General features: G+C 55.7%; 12 protein-coding genes and 3 pseudogenes. 12 read left to right on the plus strand and 3 right to left on the minus strand.

Annotation, left to right across the window (positions count from 1 at the left end):
* Nucleotides 1-161: 161 nt before the first annotated feature.
* The 10 genes and pseudogenes from C0557_RS11845 to C0557_RS11890 all read left to right on the plus strand — a co-directional run bounded on the left by C0557_RS11845 (nt 162) and on the right by C0557_RS11890 (nt 10,338).
* On the plus strand, nt 162-1,868 hold the full coding sequence (locus C0557_RS11845) for an ABC-F family ATP-binding cassette domain-containing protein (protein ID WP_208658581.1): 1,707 nt from the start codon (nt 162-164) through the stop codon (nt 1,866-1,868).
* A gap of 263 nt (nt 1,869-2,131) precedes the next feature.
* Entirely contained in the window at nt 2,132-2,728 is a 597-nt protein-coding gene (locus C0557_RS11850; protein WP_208658582.1) for a hypothetical protein, read from the plus strand.
* Between the two features lie 43 nt (nt 2,729-2,771).
* Nucleotides 2,772-2,897: pseudogene (adhP, locus tag C0557_RS11855) on the plus strand (alcohol dehydrogenase AdhP); the annotation flags it as partial.
* Between the two features lie 87 nt (nt 2,898-2,984).
* Nucleotides 2,985-3,089, plus strand: a pseudogene (locus tag C0557_RS11860) (glyoxalase); the annotation flags it as partial.
* A 142-nt stretch (nt 3,090-3,231) separates the two neighbouring features.
* Complete coding sequence (locus C0557_RS11865; protein ID WP_208658583.1) at nt 3,232-4,854, plus strand: TIGR04028 family ABC transporter substrate-binding protein; 1,623 nt, start codon at nt 3,232-3,234, stop codon at nt 4,852-4,854.
* Nucleotides 4,855-4,864: 10 nt separating this feature from the next.
* Entirely contained in the window at nt 4,865-5,809 is a 945-nt protein-coding gene (locus C0557_RS11870; protein ID WP_208658584.1) for an ABC transporter permease, read from the plus strand.
* Nucleotides 5,806-6,657 (plus strand): ABC transporter permease, encoded by an 852-nt coding sequence (locus C0557_RS11875; protein WP_208658585.1) that lies wholly within the window; start codon nt 5,806-5,808, stop codon nt 6,655-6,657. Before C0557_RS11870 ends, C0557_RS11875 begins: the two co-directional genes overlap by 4 nt.
* Nucleotides 6,654-8,261 (plus strand): ABC transporter ATP-binding protein, encoded by a 1,608-nt coding sequence (locus C0557_RS11880; protein ID WP_208658586.1) that lies wholly within the window; start codon nt 6,654-6,656, stop codon nt 8,259-8,261. Before C0557_RS11875 ends, C0557_RS11880 begins: the two co-directional genes overlap by 4 nt.
* A pseudogene (locus C0557_RS11885) lies at nt 8,258-9,237 on the plus strand (putative FMN-dependent luciferase-like monooxygenase). Before C0557_RS11880 ends, C0557_RS11885 begins: the two are co-directional and overlap by 4 nt.
* Nucleotides 9,238-9,246: 9 nt before the next feature.
* Complete coding sequence (locus C0557_RS11890) at nt 9,247-10,338, plus strand: alkylhydroperoxidase domain protein (RefSeq protein WP_208658587.1); 1,092 nt, start codon at nt 9,247-9,249, stop codon at nt 10,336-10,338.
* A gap of 48 nt (nt 10,339-10,386) precedes the next feature.
* Here C0557_RS11890 and araJ read toward each other — a convergent pair whose 3' ends face one another.
* On the minus strand, nt 10,387-11,559 hold the full coding sequence (gene araJ / locus C0557_RS11895) for an MFS transporter AraJ (protein WP_208658588.1): 1,173 nt from the start codon (nt 11,557-11,559) through the stop codon (nt 10,387-10,389).
* A gap of 346 nt (nt 11,560-11,905) precedes the next feature.
* Between araJ and C0557_RS11900 the strand changes: the two genes are divergently transcribed.
* On the plus strand, nt 11,906-12,091 hold the full coding sequence (locus C0557_RS11900) for a hypothetical protein (protein ID WP_208658589.1): 186 nt from the start codon (nt 11,906-11,908) through the stop codon (nt 12,089-12,091).
* Complete coding sequence (locus C0557_RS11905; protein WP_208658590.1) at nt 12,088-12,414, plus strand: CcdB family protein; 327 nt, start codon at nt 12,088-12,090, stop codon at nt 12,412-12,414. The genes C0557_RS11900 and C0557_RS11905 overlap by 4 nt, the downstream gene beginning before the upstream one ends.
* Before the next feature lie 38 nt (nt 12,415-12,452).
* On the opposite strand, the gene fdnI is transcribed toward C0557_RS11905, so the two are convergent.
* Together fdnI and fdxH are read right to left on the minus strand one after the other, a co-directional pair.
* Complete coding sequence (gene fdnI / locus C0557_RS11910; protein WP_208658591.1) at nt 12,453-13,109, minus strand: formate dehydrogenase-N subunit gamma; 657 nt, start codon at nt 13,107-13,109, stop codon at nt 12,453-12,455.
* Nucleotides 13,102-13,986 (minus strand): formate dehydrogenase subunit beta, encoded by an 885-nt coding sequence (fdxH, locus tag C0557_RS11915; RefSeq protein ID WP_007375093.1) that lies wholly within the window; start codon nt 13,984-13,986, stop codon nt 13,102-13,104. The genes fdnI and fdxH overlap by 8 nt, the downstream gene beginning before the upstream one ends.
* Nucleotides 13,987-13,990 lie beyond the last annotated feature (4 nt).

Raw genomic sequence — 13,990 nt, forward strand, 5'->3', positions numbered from 1 at the left:
TCACATACATTTGGCGATCGTGCCAGCTCAAGCGTTATCGGTATCGTGCTGCGATAACTTCGGCTTGAGCGAAGCTTAAAACCCCCTTCTCTCGGGCTTACCGGGTTATCGTCAGCGATGTTTGACGAGGCACTCTCGTGCCTGTAACTCTTGAGTAAGCAATGAGCACATTACTATCTGCACAATCACTCCGTGTTGAAACGGCCTTTGGCCCGTTATTCTCCGATCTCTCCTTTACCCTGAGAAAAGGCGATCGCCTTGGACTTATTGGCGATAATGGCTGCGGCAAAAGTACCCTGCTGAAAGTGCTGGACGGCTCGCTGTCTCCGCTTTCCGGCAACGTTACGGTTGCACACCACTGCCTGCTGGCGCGCGTGGAACAACATCTGCCCGACGATTTGCTGGCGATGACGCTGCTTGATGCCGTGCTGGCGCAGTTGCCCGGCAGCGAGCGCGACAACCAGCGCTGGCGCGCGGAATCGCTGCTTGCCAGCATGGGGCTGAGCACGGCGGAAATCGGCCTCACCGCCGCCACCCTCAGCGGCGGCCAGCATACCCGCTTGCTGCTGGCGCGGGCGTTGATCCGCGAACCGGATCTGCTGCTGCTGGATGAGCCGGGTAACCATCTTGATCTGCCGACGTTGCTGTGGCTGGAGCAGTTCCTGCGCGGCTGGAGCGGAAGCTTTGTGATGGTTTCGCATGATGCCGCCTTGCTGGATGCTGTCACCAACGGCAGCTGGATCCTGCGCGACCACACGTTGCACCACTTTGCGTTACCGTGCAGCCAGGCGCGCCAGGCGCTGGAAGAGCGCGATGCAAGCGACGCGCTGCGGCATAAAGCGGAACAAAAAGAGATTGACCGCGTGACGGCGAGTTCTAAGCGGCTGGCTATCTGGGGACGGGTCTACGACAACGAAGATCTGGCGCGCAAGGCAAAGCAGATGGCGCGGCAGGTTGAGCGTCTGAAAGAGAGCCAGACCACATTAACCGATGGCAGCGCCTGGCGGCTTTCGCTGCATGGCGAAGCGCTGCCTGCGGATCGTTTGCTGGAGATGGAACGGCTCGCCGTGCCGCCCGCAGCAGGGTTGCCCGCCCTGTTCCATGTTCCGCTCGCACGGCTGAAAAGCGGCGATCGCGTGGCGGTGATGGGACGCAACGGCTGCGGGAAATCATCGCTGCTGCGGCTGATCTGGCGGGCTTTGCACGGCGAAGTGGCAGCGTTACGGCTGCACCCGCGCCTGCATGCGGGTTATTACGACCAGACGTTACATCAGTTACCGGATGATGCCACGCTATTTGACGCGCTGGAGCCGTTTGCGCCGATGCCCGCGGATCGCAAAATGGCACTGATTAGCGCCGGTTTTGCCTGGGCGCGTCACGGGCAACGGGTGGCGACACTAAGCGGTGGCGAGCGTTCGCGGCTGCTGTTTGTCGGCCTGTCGCTGGCGCGTTTTAACCTGCTGTTACTGGATGAACCCACCAACCATCTCGATATGGCGGGCAAAGAGGCACTGGCCGAAACCCTGCAACAGTTCAGCGGCGGTTTTCTGCTGGTCAGTCACGATCGTCAGTTGATCAATGCCTGCTGCAATCGTTTCTGGCTGGTGGAAAACGGCGAGCTGAACGAATGGCATGATGCTGAAGCGGTTTATGATCGCTTACGGGAAAGCGTCGCGGTTTCTGCCACTCCGCCGCAACCGCGTGTTGTGGCGGCTGATGAAACGGATGACGATGATGCCCTTCTTCTGCGTCTTATCGAACTGGAAACGCGGTTAGAAGAGGATCTGGCGCGGAAGGAAAAACACCAGAAACCGCTGTTGCAGGCGCAGTGGCGCGAGGAGATCGACCGTATCCGCCTTATCCTGTAGAACGGATAAGCGTCAGCGCCATTCGGCGAAGCAATGTGCTTTTGCCGGATGGCGGCTGAGCCTGCAAGACTACCGCTGCTGACTAAACAGCATGGTCACCTAACGCAAACAGGCGCCCTTCGGCGCCTGTTTTTTCCTGACTAACATTATTGTCTTATTTAAAAGACTAATTACTACATCATCTGACTAAAAAAATTAGTATATATTTAATTGCCTATAAGAATGTGATGTATGGCTGATATATTTTATTCAATGGTGGATGTATGGATACTGAAAACCTGGCCAAAATGGCTTTTCAACATGTAAGAAAAATTTACTCAAAAGGGCTTAAGTCGGTAACGAAGGCTTATTACTCTGGCCCCAGATTCGAAAGTGATCACAGTAGGGTTGAATTGGCCCGAATAACCATAAGAAAATTACGAGAGGATTATTTCACTCGGAATTTACTAACTCAGACTGAATTTTATTCTGAAGCAGAACGCCTTAAGGCAGGGAATTGTGGTGAAATGACTCAAATTGCGGTAAGGTTTATTACCCAGCATGGCGGAAACGCTGGTCTTTGCGTCACGAATGATATTTTCACACATATGTTTTGCCTTCTTGCAAAGTCATCATATAAATATCCTGAATATATTACCGCAGGGGAAATGGATAAAGATTTATGGATTATCGATCCATGGTGCGGAATTTGTTGTCCCGCTAATTTATTTATAAGTGAATTTCTAAATAAAATGAGTAAATGGACAGCTCAAAACAAGAGAATACTTTTTAATGGTGACTGGGTAAAAGCGAACGATCCGAAATGGATCGAATGTGTGTTATATAGTTCATTAAGAATATTGCCTGTCGTTATCAAATGATCCTCCTCATTCGATACCCATGCCTGTTTGGCAGCCACATGTATTTTCCCACGAAGGCAAGGTGGTTCCGAAAGTGGTGCTGCGTCCGCTGGAAGATATCAACGCGATCTACAAAGAGATGGAACAGGGCCAGATTCGTGGCCGCATGGTGATCGATTTACGCCATTAATTCTCTTCTGTTGCCTATAATCACGGGGGCGCTGACGCCCCCTTTTTTATGACGCAGAGGTAATGATGACCACGACAATCCCCGGCGTTGCTGGTCGCGAATCGCCTGGAACCCTGGGGGCAAAGTGTCACCCGTCTGCTGGCGCCGGAAGGCGTTCTGGTGGGGCTGACGATCACACCCTGGCTGCGTTAAAACTGATGCCGGACCGGGGCGTCTATAACGCCCGGTTTTGCGCTTTCCTGAAATGCTTATCTCAATTCCTTGGTTCCTTTGTACATGTCTGCGCCGGATGATGAATCCGACATTAAGACAATAGATAACAAAGGAATTCACCATGCACATCCCTTTTCGCTTGCCATTATTGACGGTGCTGATGATGGCCGCGTCCGTTCACGCCTGGGCGGTGGATACGCCGGTAAAAGGCGGCACGCTGATTTATCTTGAACAGCAGGCGCACACCAATTTATATCCTCCTGCGGGCGGTTTTTACCCCAACGGCGGCATTCTGAATCAGATCACCGATAAGCTGACCTGGCAGAACCCAAAAACATTGCAGGTTGAACCGTGGATTGCCGAAAGCTGGACGTCGAATGCCGATAAAACCGAATACACCTTTAAAATTCGTCCCGGCGTGACCTTTTCTGACGGCACACCGCTGGATGCCAATGCGGTGGCAAAAAATTTCGACACGTACGGGCTGGGTAACAAAGCGCAGCGTTTACCGGTATCGGAAGTGATCAATAACTATGATCACAGCGAAGTGGTGGATGCGCAGACGGTGAAGTTCTACTTCAAAAAGCCGTCGCCAGGCTTTTTGCAGGGCACGGCCACCATTGGTTCCGGGCTGGTTTCCCTGAGTGCGTTACAACGTAACTTTGATGAGCTGGGTGATGCCCGGCATATTATCGGTTCCGGGCCGTTTGTCGTCAGTGATGAAAAGCTGGGGCGCGAAGTGACGCTGGAGAAGCGTAAAGATTATCAGTGGGGGCCGAAGAATCTCACCCAGCAAGGCCCGGCCAATCTCGACGGCATCAAAATCATCGTAACCCCGGAAGACAGCGTGCGCATTGGCGCGTTGCTGGCAGGCCAGGCCGGATTTATCCGCCAGGTGCAGGCTTACGATGAAAAGCAGGCCACCGATCAGGGTTTCCAGATCTACGCCGCCCCGACGCGCGGCGTGAATGACAGCCTCAGTTTCCGCCCGGATAACCCGCTGGTTGCCGATCTGCGCGTGCGCCAGGCATTGCTCCATGCGACAAACACCAAACAGGTTGTCGATACCCTCTTCTCGCCCAACTACCCGCAGGCCACCTCGGTTATTGCCCGCTCCGCCGCAGGTTACACCAATCTGAGCGACAAACTGACCTTTGATCCGGCCAAAGCCAACCAGTTACTGGATGACGCAGGCTGGAAAGCAGGCAGCGATGGCATTCGCGCCAAAGAGGGCCAGCGTCTGGCACTGACGGTTTACGAATCCCTGCCACAGCCGCAAAACAAAGAGGTGCTGCAACTGGTGGCGCAACAGTGGCGACAGGTTGGTGTTGCGCTGAGCGTTAAAGCTGGCGACGCCGGAAGCCACACGCTGGATAACCTCGATCCGCTAAAAACGCCGCTGACCGTTTCTGAGGTTGGGCGTGCCGATCCGGATGTCGTGAAAAGCATGTTCTACCCGGAAAACCGCGATGCGTTGCTGCAAAAAGGTGGTTCCAGCGACAAGGTAAAAAGTTTCCGCGACGACAAACTCAACGATCTGCTGGTCTCTATTTCTGCTGAAGTCGATGCACAAAAACGCCTGCAACTGACCGGCGAGGCCCAGCGTTATCTGCTGAACAACGCTTATGTGATCCCGATTTTTGAAGAGCCGCAGGTCTTTGCCGGTGCGCCGTGGCTGAAAGGCGCGGCCTTCGAAGCCGTTGGCCGCCCGTCATTCTATGGCGCGTGGATCGCGAAACACTGAGGAGGCTGCAATGAGCCACTATCTTCTGCGGCGTGCGGGACAAGGCCTGCTGGTGCTATGGGCGGCGTTTACCCTCTCTTTTGTGCTGCTTCAGGTGCTGCCGGGCGATGCGGTATTGATTAAGTTTCAGAACCCCGACCTCGGGCTTAGCCCGGCACAGATTGAGGAAATGCGCATTGCCTATGGGGCGGACAGCCCGCTGTGGCAGCAATATTTTCATACGCTGTTGGCGATGTTGCGCGGTGATTTTGGCTATTCGGTACAGGCCGGAGTGGCGGTGAGCGCGCTGATTGCCAGCAATCTCCCGGACACACTGCAACTGGCCGCACCGGCATTCGTGCTCGCTGTGGTACTGGCTTTTGTGCTGGCATTTGTCTCGCGGTTGCCCGCATTACGCTGGTTGAGTAATGCCATTCAATCTTTGCCGGTCCTGTTTATTTCGCTGCCTACCTTCTGGCTGGGCATTGCACTGATTCAGCTTTTTTCCTTCCAGCTGCGGCTGATCCCGGTCATTAACCCCTCGCCGTTGCAGGGGTTGATCCTGCCGATTATTACCGTGGCGATCCCTATTTCCGCTCCGTTGGCGCAGATCTTGTTACGCAGTATCGATCAGGTATCGGCTCAGCCATTTGTGGGCGTGGCGCGCGCCAAAGGGGTGAGCGAAACCGGCGTGCTGTGGCGGCACGTTATCGGCAATGCCCTGCTGCCGGTGCTGAATATCGCCGGGCTGTTGCTGGGGGAGTTGATTGCCGGCGCGCTGATCACGGAAACCGTCTTTGGTCGTGGCGGGCTGGGACAACTGACGCAGCAGGCGGTGAACAATCAGGATATAGCCGTGTTGCAGGCGGTAGTGATGATCTCCGCGCTGGGGTTTGTCCTGATCAATCTGCTGGTGGATCTGCTGATGCCGTGGTTTGACCCGCGGCTGAAAACCGTTACCGGAGGTGCAGTATGAGTCTGGTCGATTACGCCACCGCCGCGCGTAAACGCGTTCCCTCCTGGCGTACGCGTGCCTGGCAGCCGGGGTTATGGCTGGCCTGGGCAGTGGTTGTGCTGGCGGGACTTGCCGCTTTTTTCCCTGCGCTGCTTACGCATTACAGCGCGGTTGAAGGTATTGCCGGGGCACAACGGCTGGCTCCACAAGCCGGTCACTGGCTGGGTACCGATCAACTGGGGCGCGATCTCTTTGCGCGCATTGTCTACGGTGCTTCACATTCGCTTTCCGCCGCGCTGGCGGCCGTGGCGATGGGACTGTTTGCCGGAACGCTGATCGGCGTGATTGCCGGTGCGCTCGCCGGGCGCGTGGAATCCTTCCTGATGCGGCTGGTGGATGTGTTGCTGTCGATTCCGTCGCTGTTGTTGTCGCTGACGGTGATTATTTTACTCGGCTTTGGCACCGTGAATGCAGCCATTGCCGTGGGGGTGGCTTCGATAGCCAGCTTTGCCCGCCTGGCGCGCGGTGAAGTGGTGCGTATTCGCCACACCGAGTATGTCGAAGCAGCCTGGGGCAGCGGCGGTACTTTCTGGTCGGTGCTGTGGCGGCATATTTTACCCAACTCGCTCACCGCCGTGCTGGCCTTTGCAACGCTGCAATTTGGTCAGGCGATCCTTGCCCTCTCCACCCTGAGCTTTCTCGGTTACGGCACGCCGCCGCCGGTGCCGGAATGGGGATTGTTGATCGCCGAAGGCCGCAATTACTTATCAACCGCCTGGTGGCTGACCACTTTCCCCGGCCTGGTGGTGATCGCCGTGGTACTGGCGGTTAACCGGCTCAGCCGTCAGTTCAGTGGAGGTCGTGTATGAGCGTGTTGTCGGTAGAAAATTTAACCCTCAGCTACCACAGCGGTGGCGTCTGGCGCGAGGTGGTTCATGGCGTGAGTTTTACCCTGCAACGGGGCGAAATGCTGGCCTTTGTCGGCGAATCCGGTTCCGGCAAAACCACCACCGCGCAGGCGATTATTGGGCTGCTGGCCGCCAACGCCCGGCGCGACAGCGGCACGATTGTGCTCAACGGTGAAACAATAAGCGCGTGGTCGGAAAAACGGCTTGATGCACTGCGCGGCGCGCGCATCAGCCTGGTGCCGCAGGATCCCGGTAATTCCCTCAACCCGGTGCAAACCATCGCTACGCAAGTGGGCGAAGTCCTGCAACTGCACAGCCATTTGCGTGGCCGTGAGCGCGATGCTCAGGTGCTGGCGCTGTTAACAAAAGTGGGTTTAAGCCATCCGGAACAGCGCATGAAACAGTACCCGCACCAGCTCTCCGGCGGGATGAAGCAGCGGGTGTTGATCGCGATGGCGATTGCTTTGCAGCCGGATGTGATCATTGCCGACGAGCCGACCAGCGCGCTGGATGTGACGGTGCAAAAGCGCATTCTCGATTTACTCGATGTCCTTCGACGTGAATCTGGCACGGCGGTGCTGTTTGTCACCCACGATCTGGCGCTGGCTGCTGAACGCGCCGATCGGCTACTGGTGTTTCGCCACGGCGAAATTCAGGAGCATGGCGCGACGGCGGATATTCTGCGTGCGCCACAGCATGCTTATACCCGTCAGTTACTGAGCGATCTCCAGGGCACCGCGCTGACGATTGCGCCGGTCTCCGGGCTGCCGCTGGCGTCTCCGGCTATCCGAGCCAGCGGCATCAGTAAGCGTTTCGCGCTGGGTAAAGGTCATCAATTGCAGGCGCTTAATGACGTCAATTTTGCCGTGCAGCGCGGCAGCACGCATGCGCTGGTTGGCGAATCCGACTCGGGCAAAACCACGCTGGCGCGTATTCTGCTTGGCTTTGAGCAGGCCGACAGCGGCCGGGTGACAATTGATGATATCGAGGCCACGCAACTGAGCCAGGAGGCGCGCCGCCAGTTGCGCCGCAAAATCCAGTTTGTCTATCAGAACCCCTTCTCTTCGCTCGATCCTCGCCAGACGCTGTTTGAGATCATCGAAGAGCCGCTGAAGAACTTTGAACGCGTTGAAAAAACCGAACGCAAGGCACGAGTGGAAAACGTCGCCCGGCGTGTTGCGCTGCCGCTGGAGTTACTCGATCGTACGGCACGTGAGCTTTCCGGCGGCCAGCGCCAGCGCGTAGCTATTGCCCGCGCGCTGATCCTCGAACCGGGCATTCTGGTGCTGGATGAAGCCACCTCCGCGCTGGATGTTATCGTGCAGGCGCAGATCCTCGCCCTGCTCCAGCAACTGCAACAGCAACTGGGGTTGACGTACCTGTTTATCACCCACGATCTGGCGACGGTGCGGCGCATCGCGCACAGCGTTACGGTGCTGCGTAATGGCTGCGTGGTTGAGCAAGGTTCCGTGGCGAGCCTCTTTGCCGCGCCGCAAAACGACTATACCCGCGAGTTAATTCACGCTATTCCCCACCTTTCACCTGCTACGGAGGAGTTCGCATGACGCGAAAACGCCTGGGGTTTTTTACCCGTCTGCTTGACGATGCGGCGCCCAAAGAGCGCTACCGGCTGGCCACGGAGCAGATCCGCCATGCGGAACGGTACGGCTTTGACAGCGCGTGGATCGCGCAGCACCACTTTCACGCGCATGAAGGCGGTCTGCCTTCGCCGCTGGTCTTTCTGGCGCATGTTGCGGCGCACACGGAAACGATTCGTCTTGGTACGGCCATCATCACCCTGCCGCTGGAAAACCCGTTGCGCGTGGCCGAAGATGCCGCCGTACTCGATCTGCTGGCCAATGGACGGCTGGAAGTGGGGTTTGGCTCGGGTGGTACGGCGACCTCTTTTCTGCCCTTTGGCCTGACGATTGATGAACGGGCGACGGTATTCGCCGATGCGCTGCACCTGATCCAGAGCGCCTGGCGCGGTGATTCGCTGACACACCCGGATAACCACCTTTACCCTCCGGCGCCGCAGTTGGCGGAACGGGTATGGATCGCCACCTTTTCCGTTGACGGCGCAATCCGTGCAGGCCAGGGCGGACACGGGCTGATGCTGTCCCGAACTCAGCCGCGCCCGGCCGACAACCCTTCGCTCACGCTTGATGCCATCCAGAATCCGATGGTGGATGCTTACCTTGATGCGCTCCCGTCGGGCGTTGCGCCGCGCATACTCGCTTCGCGCACGGCGTTTGTCGCCGACAGCCGCGACTATGCGCTGAAGGTTGCAGCGCCGGGATTGACTCGCCAGGCCGCGCAGCAGGCCATACGGTTTCATGTGACAACGTCACGGATTATATCCGCCAGTTTGATGCGCATATCGGCGATGCGCAAACAGTGCTCGCATCGCTGGCGCAGGACACCATCCTGGCCCGCGCCACCGATATCTCTTTTCAGGTGCATTCCGTCGAACCGTCGCACCGCGACACGTTACGTTCCATTGAACTGATTGCTGAGCATATCGCTCCGCACATTCTATAAGGAGCCTCTATGGCGCTAAGTCTGGATATTCTTGCTGAACTGGCGGAGATCGCCACCGGTTCGGAACTGCAACGTGCGCGTGAAACACGCGATGCGGCCACTCGCCATGCCCAGGGCTGCTATGAAGCACTGTTCGGTGACCAGGAGCATGCCTTTGCGCTGGATGAACGCTTTATTGTGGCGGCGAAAGTGGCGAAATGGCACGAAGCCAACGATCTGGCGGCACACTACGCCAGTTTTGGTCTTGCCGACCCGACTTCTGCCCGTCTGACACCCGCGCTGGAGTTCGCGCGTTTGCTGACTTTTTCCCCGGTAGAAGCGACGCCGCAGGCGCTGAAAACGCTGACGGCGGCAGGCTGGAACAAAGAGAGTATTGTTACGCTGGCGCAACTGGTGGCGTTTGTCAGCTTCCAGAGCCGTCTGCTGGCCGGGTTACGTTTGCTCAATGGCAAGTCTGTTTCTGCCAGCGGAAAACCGGTGGTGGCAGGCATCTGGCATACCACACCGACCACGCAAACCGGGAAACCCGCGCCGGTGCAGTTTACTCAGCAGGAACTGGGTTGGGAGCCGTGGATTGCCGCGAAACCGCTGGCGGAGTTTACGGCGGCTGAACAGGCGATTCTGGCGAAATTCGGCCATAGCGATTCTGACTATTTTCGTCTGTTAGGCCGCAATCTACCAGTACTTGAGCAACGCACATTGACGGATAAGGGCATCTTCTACACCCCTGTCGGTTTGCCGCGCGCCGAGCGTGAGCTGGCGGCGACGGTCACCAGTAAAATTAATGGCTGTATCTATTGCGCTTCAGTCCATGCGCGCAAAACCAGCCAGTTGTCGAAGGACGATAACGCCGTAGAGACGCTGCTTGCCGTGCAACCAGGACACATTCTGAGCGCCGGGCAATCCGCACGCTGGCAGGCTGAAATTGATGCCGCCGCCGCCCTGTCAGTGACACCACCGGCGCTGACAACGCAGCATCTGGCAAAGCTGAAGGAACAGGAGCTGGACACTTTGCAGCAGCTTGATCTGATACAGTCCGCCGCGTTTTTTGCCTGGGCCAACCGTCTGATGCTGACGCTGGGGGAACCCTGGTTGCCCTGAAGGCGTCGCCGCTATTCGGGGCGGGTAAGCATCGTGCTTACCCGTTTTTTATGCCTGTGCGACAGGTTCGGTTTTCAGCTTTGTTTTCAGACGGCCATAGACCAGCAATGCGGTCATGGCGGCAAAGGTTAGCACCGCTGCTGGCAGCGTAAGATAGCGATAAGTCAGGCCGAAAGTGATGATCAGGCCACCGAACCAGGCGCCCACGGCGTTGCCGAGGTTGAAGGCCATTTGCCCCCCTGCAGCACCTAACATTTCGCCACCCTTCGCATTTTGCAGCAGCATAATTTGTAGCGGCGCGGAAAGCGCAAACAGGCCAGCGCAGCAGATAAAGCCGAGCGACAGCGCCCCGACTTTGTTTTCTCCGGCGACAAATAGCGCCAGCATCGCCAGCATAATGAAAAACTCAGTCGCCGCCGCAATGCGCAATGGGCTGAATTTAACGGAGAGCCTGCCGCTGAACATATTTCCCAGCACCATTCCCAGCCCCATCAGCGTCATGATGAAGGTCATCGAGACTTCGGAGAAGCCAGAGACGGTGACCATAAATGGCTTCACGTAGCTGAACCAGGCAAACACACCGGCATTACCAAACATTGTGGCGGCGAAAATCAGCCACGGTTCTGGTTTTTTCAGAAACTGAAACTGTTCGCGCAGGCGGCTTTCGGTGTTATCAAACAGCGCCGGAACCCAGAAGATCACCGAGACAATCACGGCGATGTCGAACAGCGAAATCAGCAAGAAGGTGTAGCGCCAGCTAAAGCTGTGGCCGATCCATGTACCCAGCGGAATACCGATCAGATTCGCGACGGTCATACCGGCTATCATGCCGGCCACTGCCATCGTCACCTTGCCGGGAGGGGCAATTTTCGACAGGATAATTGCCCCGACACCAAAGATTGCCCCATGCGGAAAACCGGAAATTAAGCGGGCGATAATCAGCATCGGATAAGCGCTGGAGAACGTGAACATGGCATTACCGATGACGCACAGCACCACCAGAAACAACAATATGTTTTTCAACGAAAAACGGTTCGAAAAAAGTGCCATGATCGGCGCGCCGATCACCACGCCAGAAGCGTAAGCCGAAATCATATGTCCCGCCGACGGAATCGAGATGCCGACATTGGTGGCGAGTTCTGTCAACACGCCCATAATGCCGAATTCCGCCATTCCCAGACCAAAGGTCGCAAGTGCCAACGAAAAAATCGTTTTTTTCATACCACAAACCACTTGTTAAAAGAGTGCTGCGGGCATTATTGACTATTCAACCGCAGCAGACCAGACGAAAAGCCGCGACTGACACATTAATCCATAAAATCAGGCAGGTTACGGCAAAGATGACATTCACGCGTAATGCAACATCGTTTGCGATTTGTATTCAATACCTGCAAATAAATGATTGCTGAAGTGTGGAAGATGACTCGCAAATTATTTTCCCTGTTACATTTATTTTCTTTATTCAGGAAGCGAGATCTCAGCGTTAAGCAGAGTACGGGAATCACTATTGTTTTTCTTTTTTATCGGTTGATAATTCAGCCATCGACACACACAAAAGGATATTACCGTGGAACGCCAATACCAGGATGAAATAAAGAAACCCGTAACGCGAAAAGCTAACGCAACAGTGTTAACGCCTGAACAGCGGGCAGAAAAAGATCGGCAAACAAAAGAATTTATCCGTGAAATGAATGCGTATGTGGCGGAGCATGGGGTGCTTACGGACTCCCCCTACTTCGGAGTGTTTAAATGATTAAACAATTTGATGTCTACCGTAATACCGATTCGAATCCAGAAGCCAGGAAGCAGTGGCCTTATTATATGATTGTGCAAAATGATTATTATGAGGAGCTTACTACCAGGGTGATTATTCCGCTCAGCAGGAAAATAAATACGGGATGGTATAGCGCTGTTGCACCTAAAGTGAATATTGAATTTGAGACGCTGATGCTTTACTCCCCAATGATAACTCACTGGGAAATAACAACATGCAGGCCGCAGGATTATGTCGGTAATCTGCGCAGAGAAAGGAGCTGTGTTGTTGGTGCCATTGATGCGCTGGTGGCAAATATATAAGAAAACCGCTCCGAACGGGCGTCCGGAGCGGGTTAAGATCACTTGATCCCTTCGGTGCTCTCTTTTTTCGCTTCCAGACGCTCTACGTCGTTATACCAGCGAGGGTGGTGCTTCTGTGCCCAGCGACGGCTCACCTTCCCTTCGATCATGCCTTTAATGGAGCCTTTCACCCAGAAAGCCATATACATATGGATGAGGATGGCATGAATCAAAATAATGGCGGATGTAGCGTGCAGCAGCAGGCTGTAGCGGATCACCTGAATCGGGAAGTACTGTGCAAAATAAGGACGCCAGATGATGACGCCGGTCACCAGAAGCACGGTTATCATGCTCATGATGGTCCAGAACATCATCTTTTGTCCGGCATTGTATTTCCCGACCTTAGCGACCTTGTGCTCATTACCCTTTAACACTTCGACGATGTTTTTCAGCCACGGCAGATCTTTCTTGTCAGGGATGTTGTGATGCACAAAGCGTACAAACATGAACATCAGCGCGAAGAAGATCGCTACACCAAAGAAGGGATGCAGAATGCGCCCCATCTGCGGCGTACCAAAGGTTTCCGTCAGCCACTGTAACGTCGGGAAGAAAAACGAGATGCCGGAGAGCGCAACCAGAAAAAAGCAGATCACCACTGTCCAGTGACAGGCGCGATCGATAAATTTGGTGCGCACAATCATTTTTGACTTACTCATGATGATCCTCTTCGTCGTCATCCACTTCTTTGTTCGGCCCAATCCCGATGTAGTGGTAAATCAAACCGGCGAAGGTGGCGAGGAATCCCGCCGCCGACAGCGGTTTCAGCACCCCTTTCCACAGATTGACCGAGGTATCGATACGCGGATTTTCCGGCAAATTGTGGTAAAGCTGCGGCTGATCAGCGTGGTGCAGCACATACATCACGTGCGTTCCGCCGACGCCCTGCGGGTTATAGATCCCCGCGCTGGCGTAACCGCGCGCTTTCAGCTTCTCTACCCGCTGTTCGCCAAGCGCCAGCATTTCCGCCTTGGTACCGAAATGGATAGCGCCGGTCGGGCAGGTTTTCACGCAGGCAGGCTCCTGGCCGACGCTGACCCGATCGACACAGAGCGTACATTTGTAGACCCGGTTATCCTCTTTATTGAGGCGCGGGACGTTAAACGGACACCCGGCGATACAGTAGCCGCAGCCGATACAGTTATCCTGCTGAAAATCGACAATACCATTGGCGTACTGAATGATCGCGCCCGCAGAAGGACACGCCTTCAGGCAGCCCGGCTCGGCACAATGCATGCAGCCGTCTTTGCGGATCAGCCACTCCAGCTTGCCATTCTGCTCGGTTTCGCTAAAGCGCATCACCGTCCAGGATTTGGCGCTCAAATCGGCCGGGTTGTCGTAAACTCCGACGCAGTGCCCCACTTCATCGCGGATGTCGTTCCATTCTGAACACGCCACCTGGCAGGCTTTGCAGCCCACGCAGGTGGAAACATCGATAAGCTTGGCAACTTCAGCCTTATAATCACGCGCCCGTGGGGGCGGCGTGATCGGGTTGGTCGCGGAGCGCTTAAGAATGTCCTGAGTTTCCATCGCCATAATC

The sequence above is a fragment of the Kosakonia sp. MUSA4 genome (assembly GCF_013085925.1).
GTDB lineage: Bacteria > Pseudomonadota > Gammaproteobacteria > Enterobacterales > Enterobacteriaceae > Kosakonia > Kosakonia sacchari_B.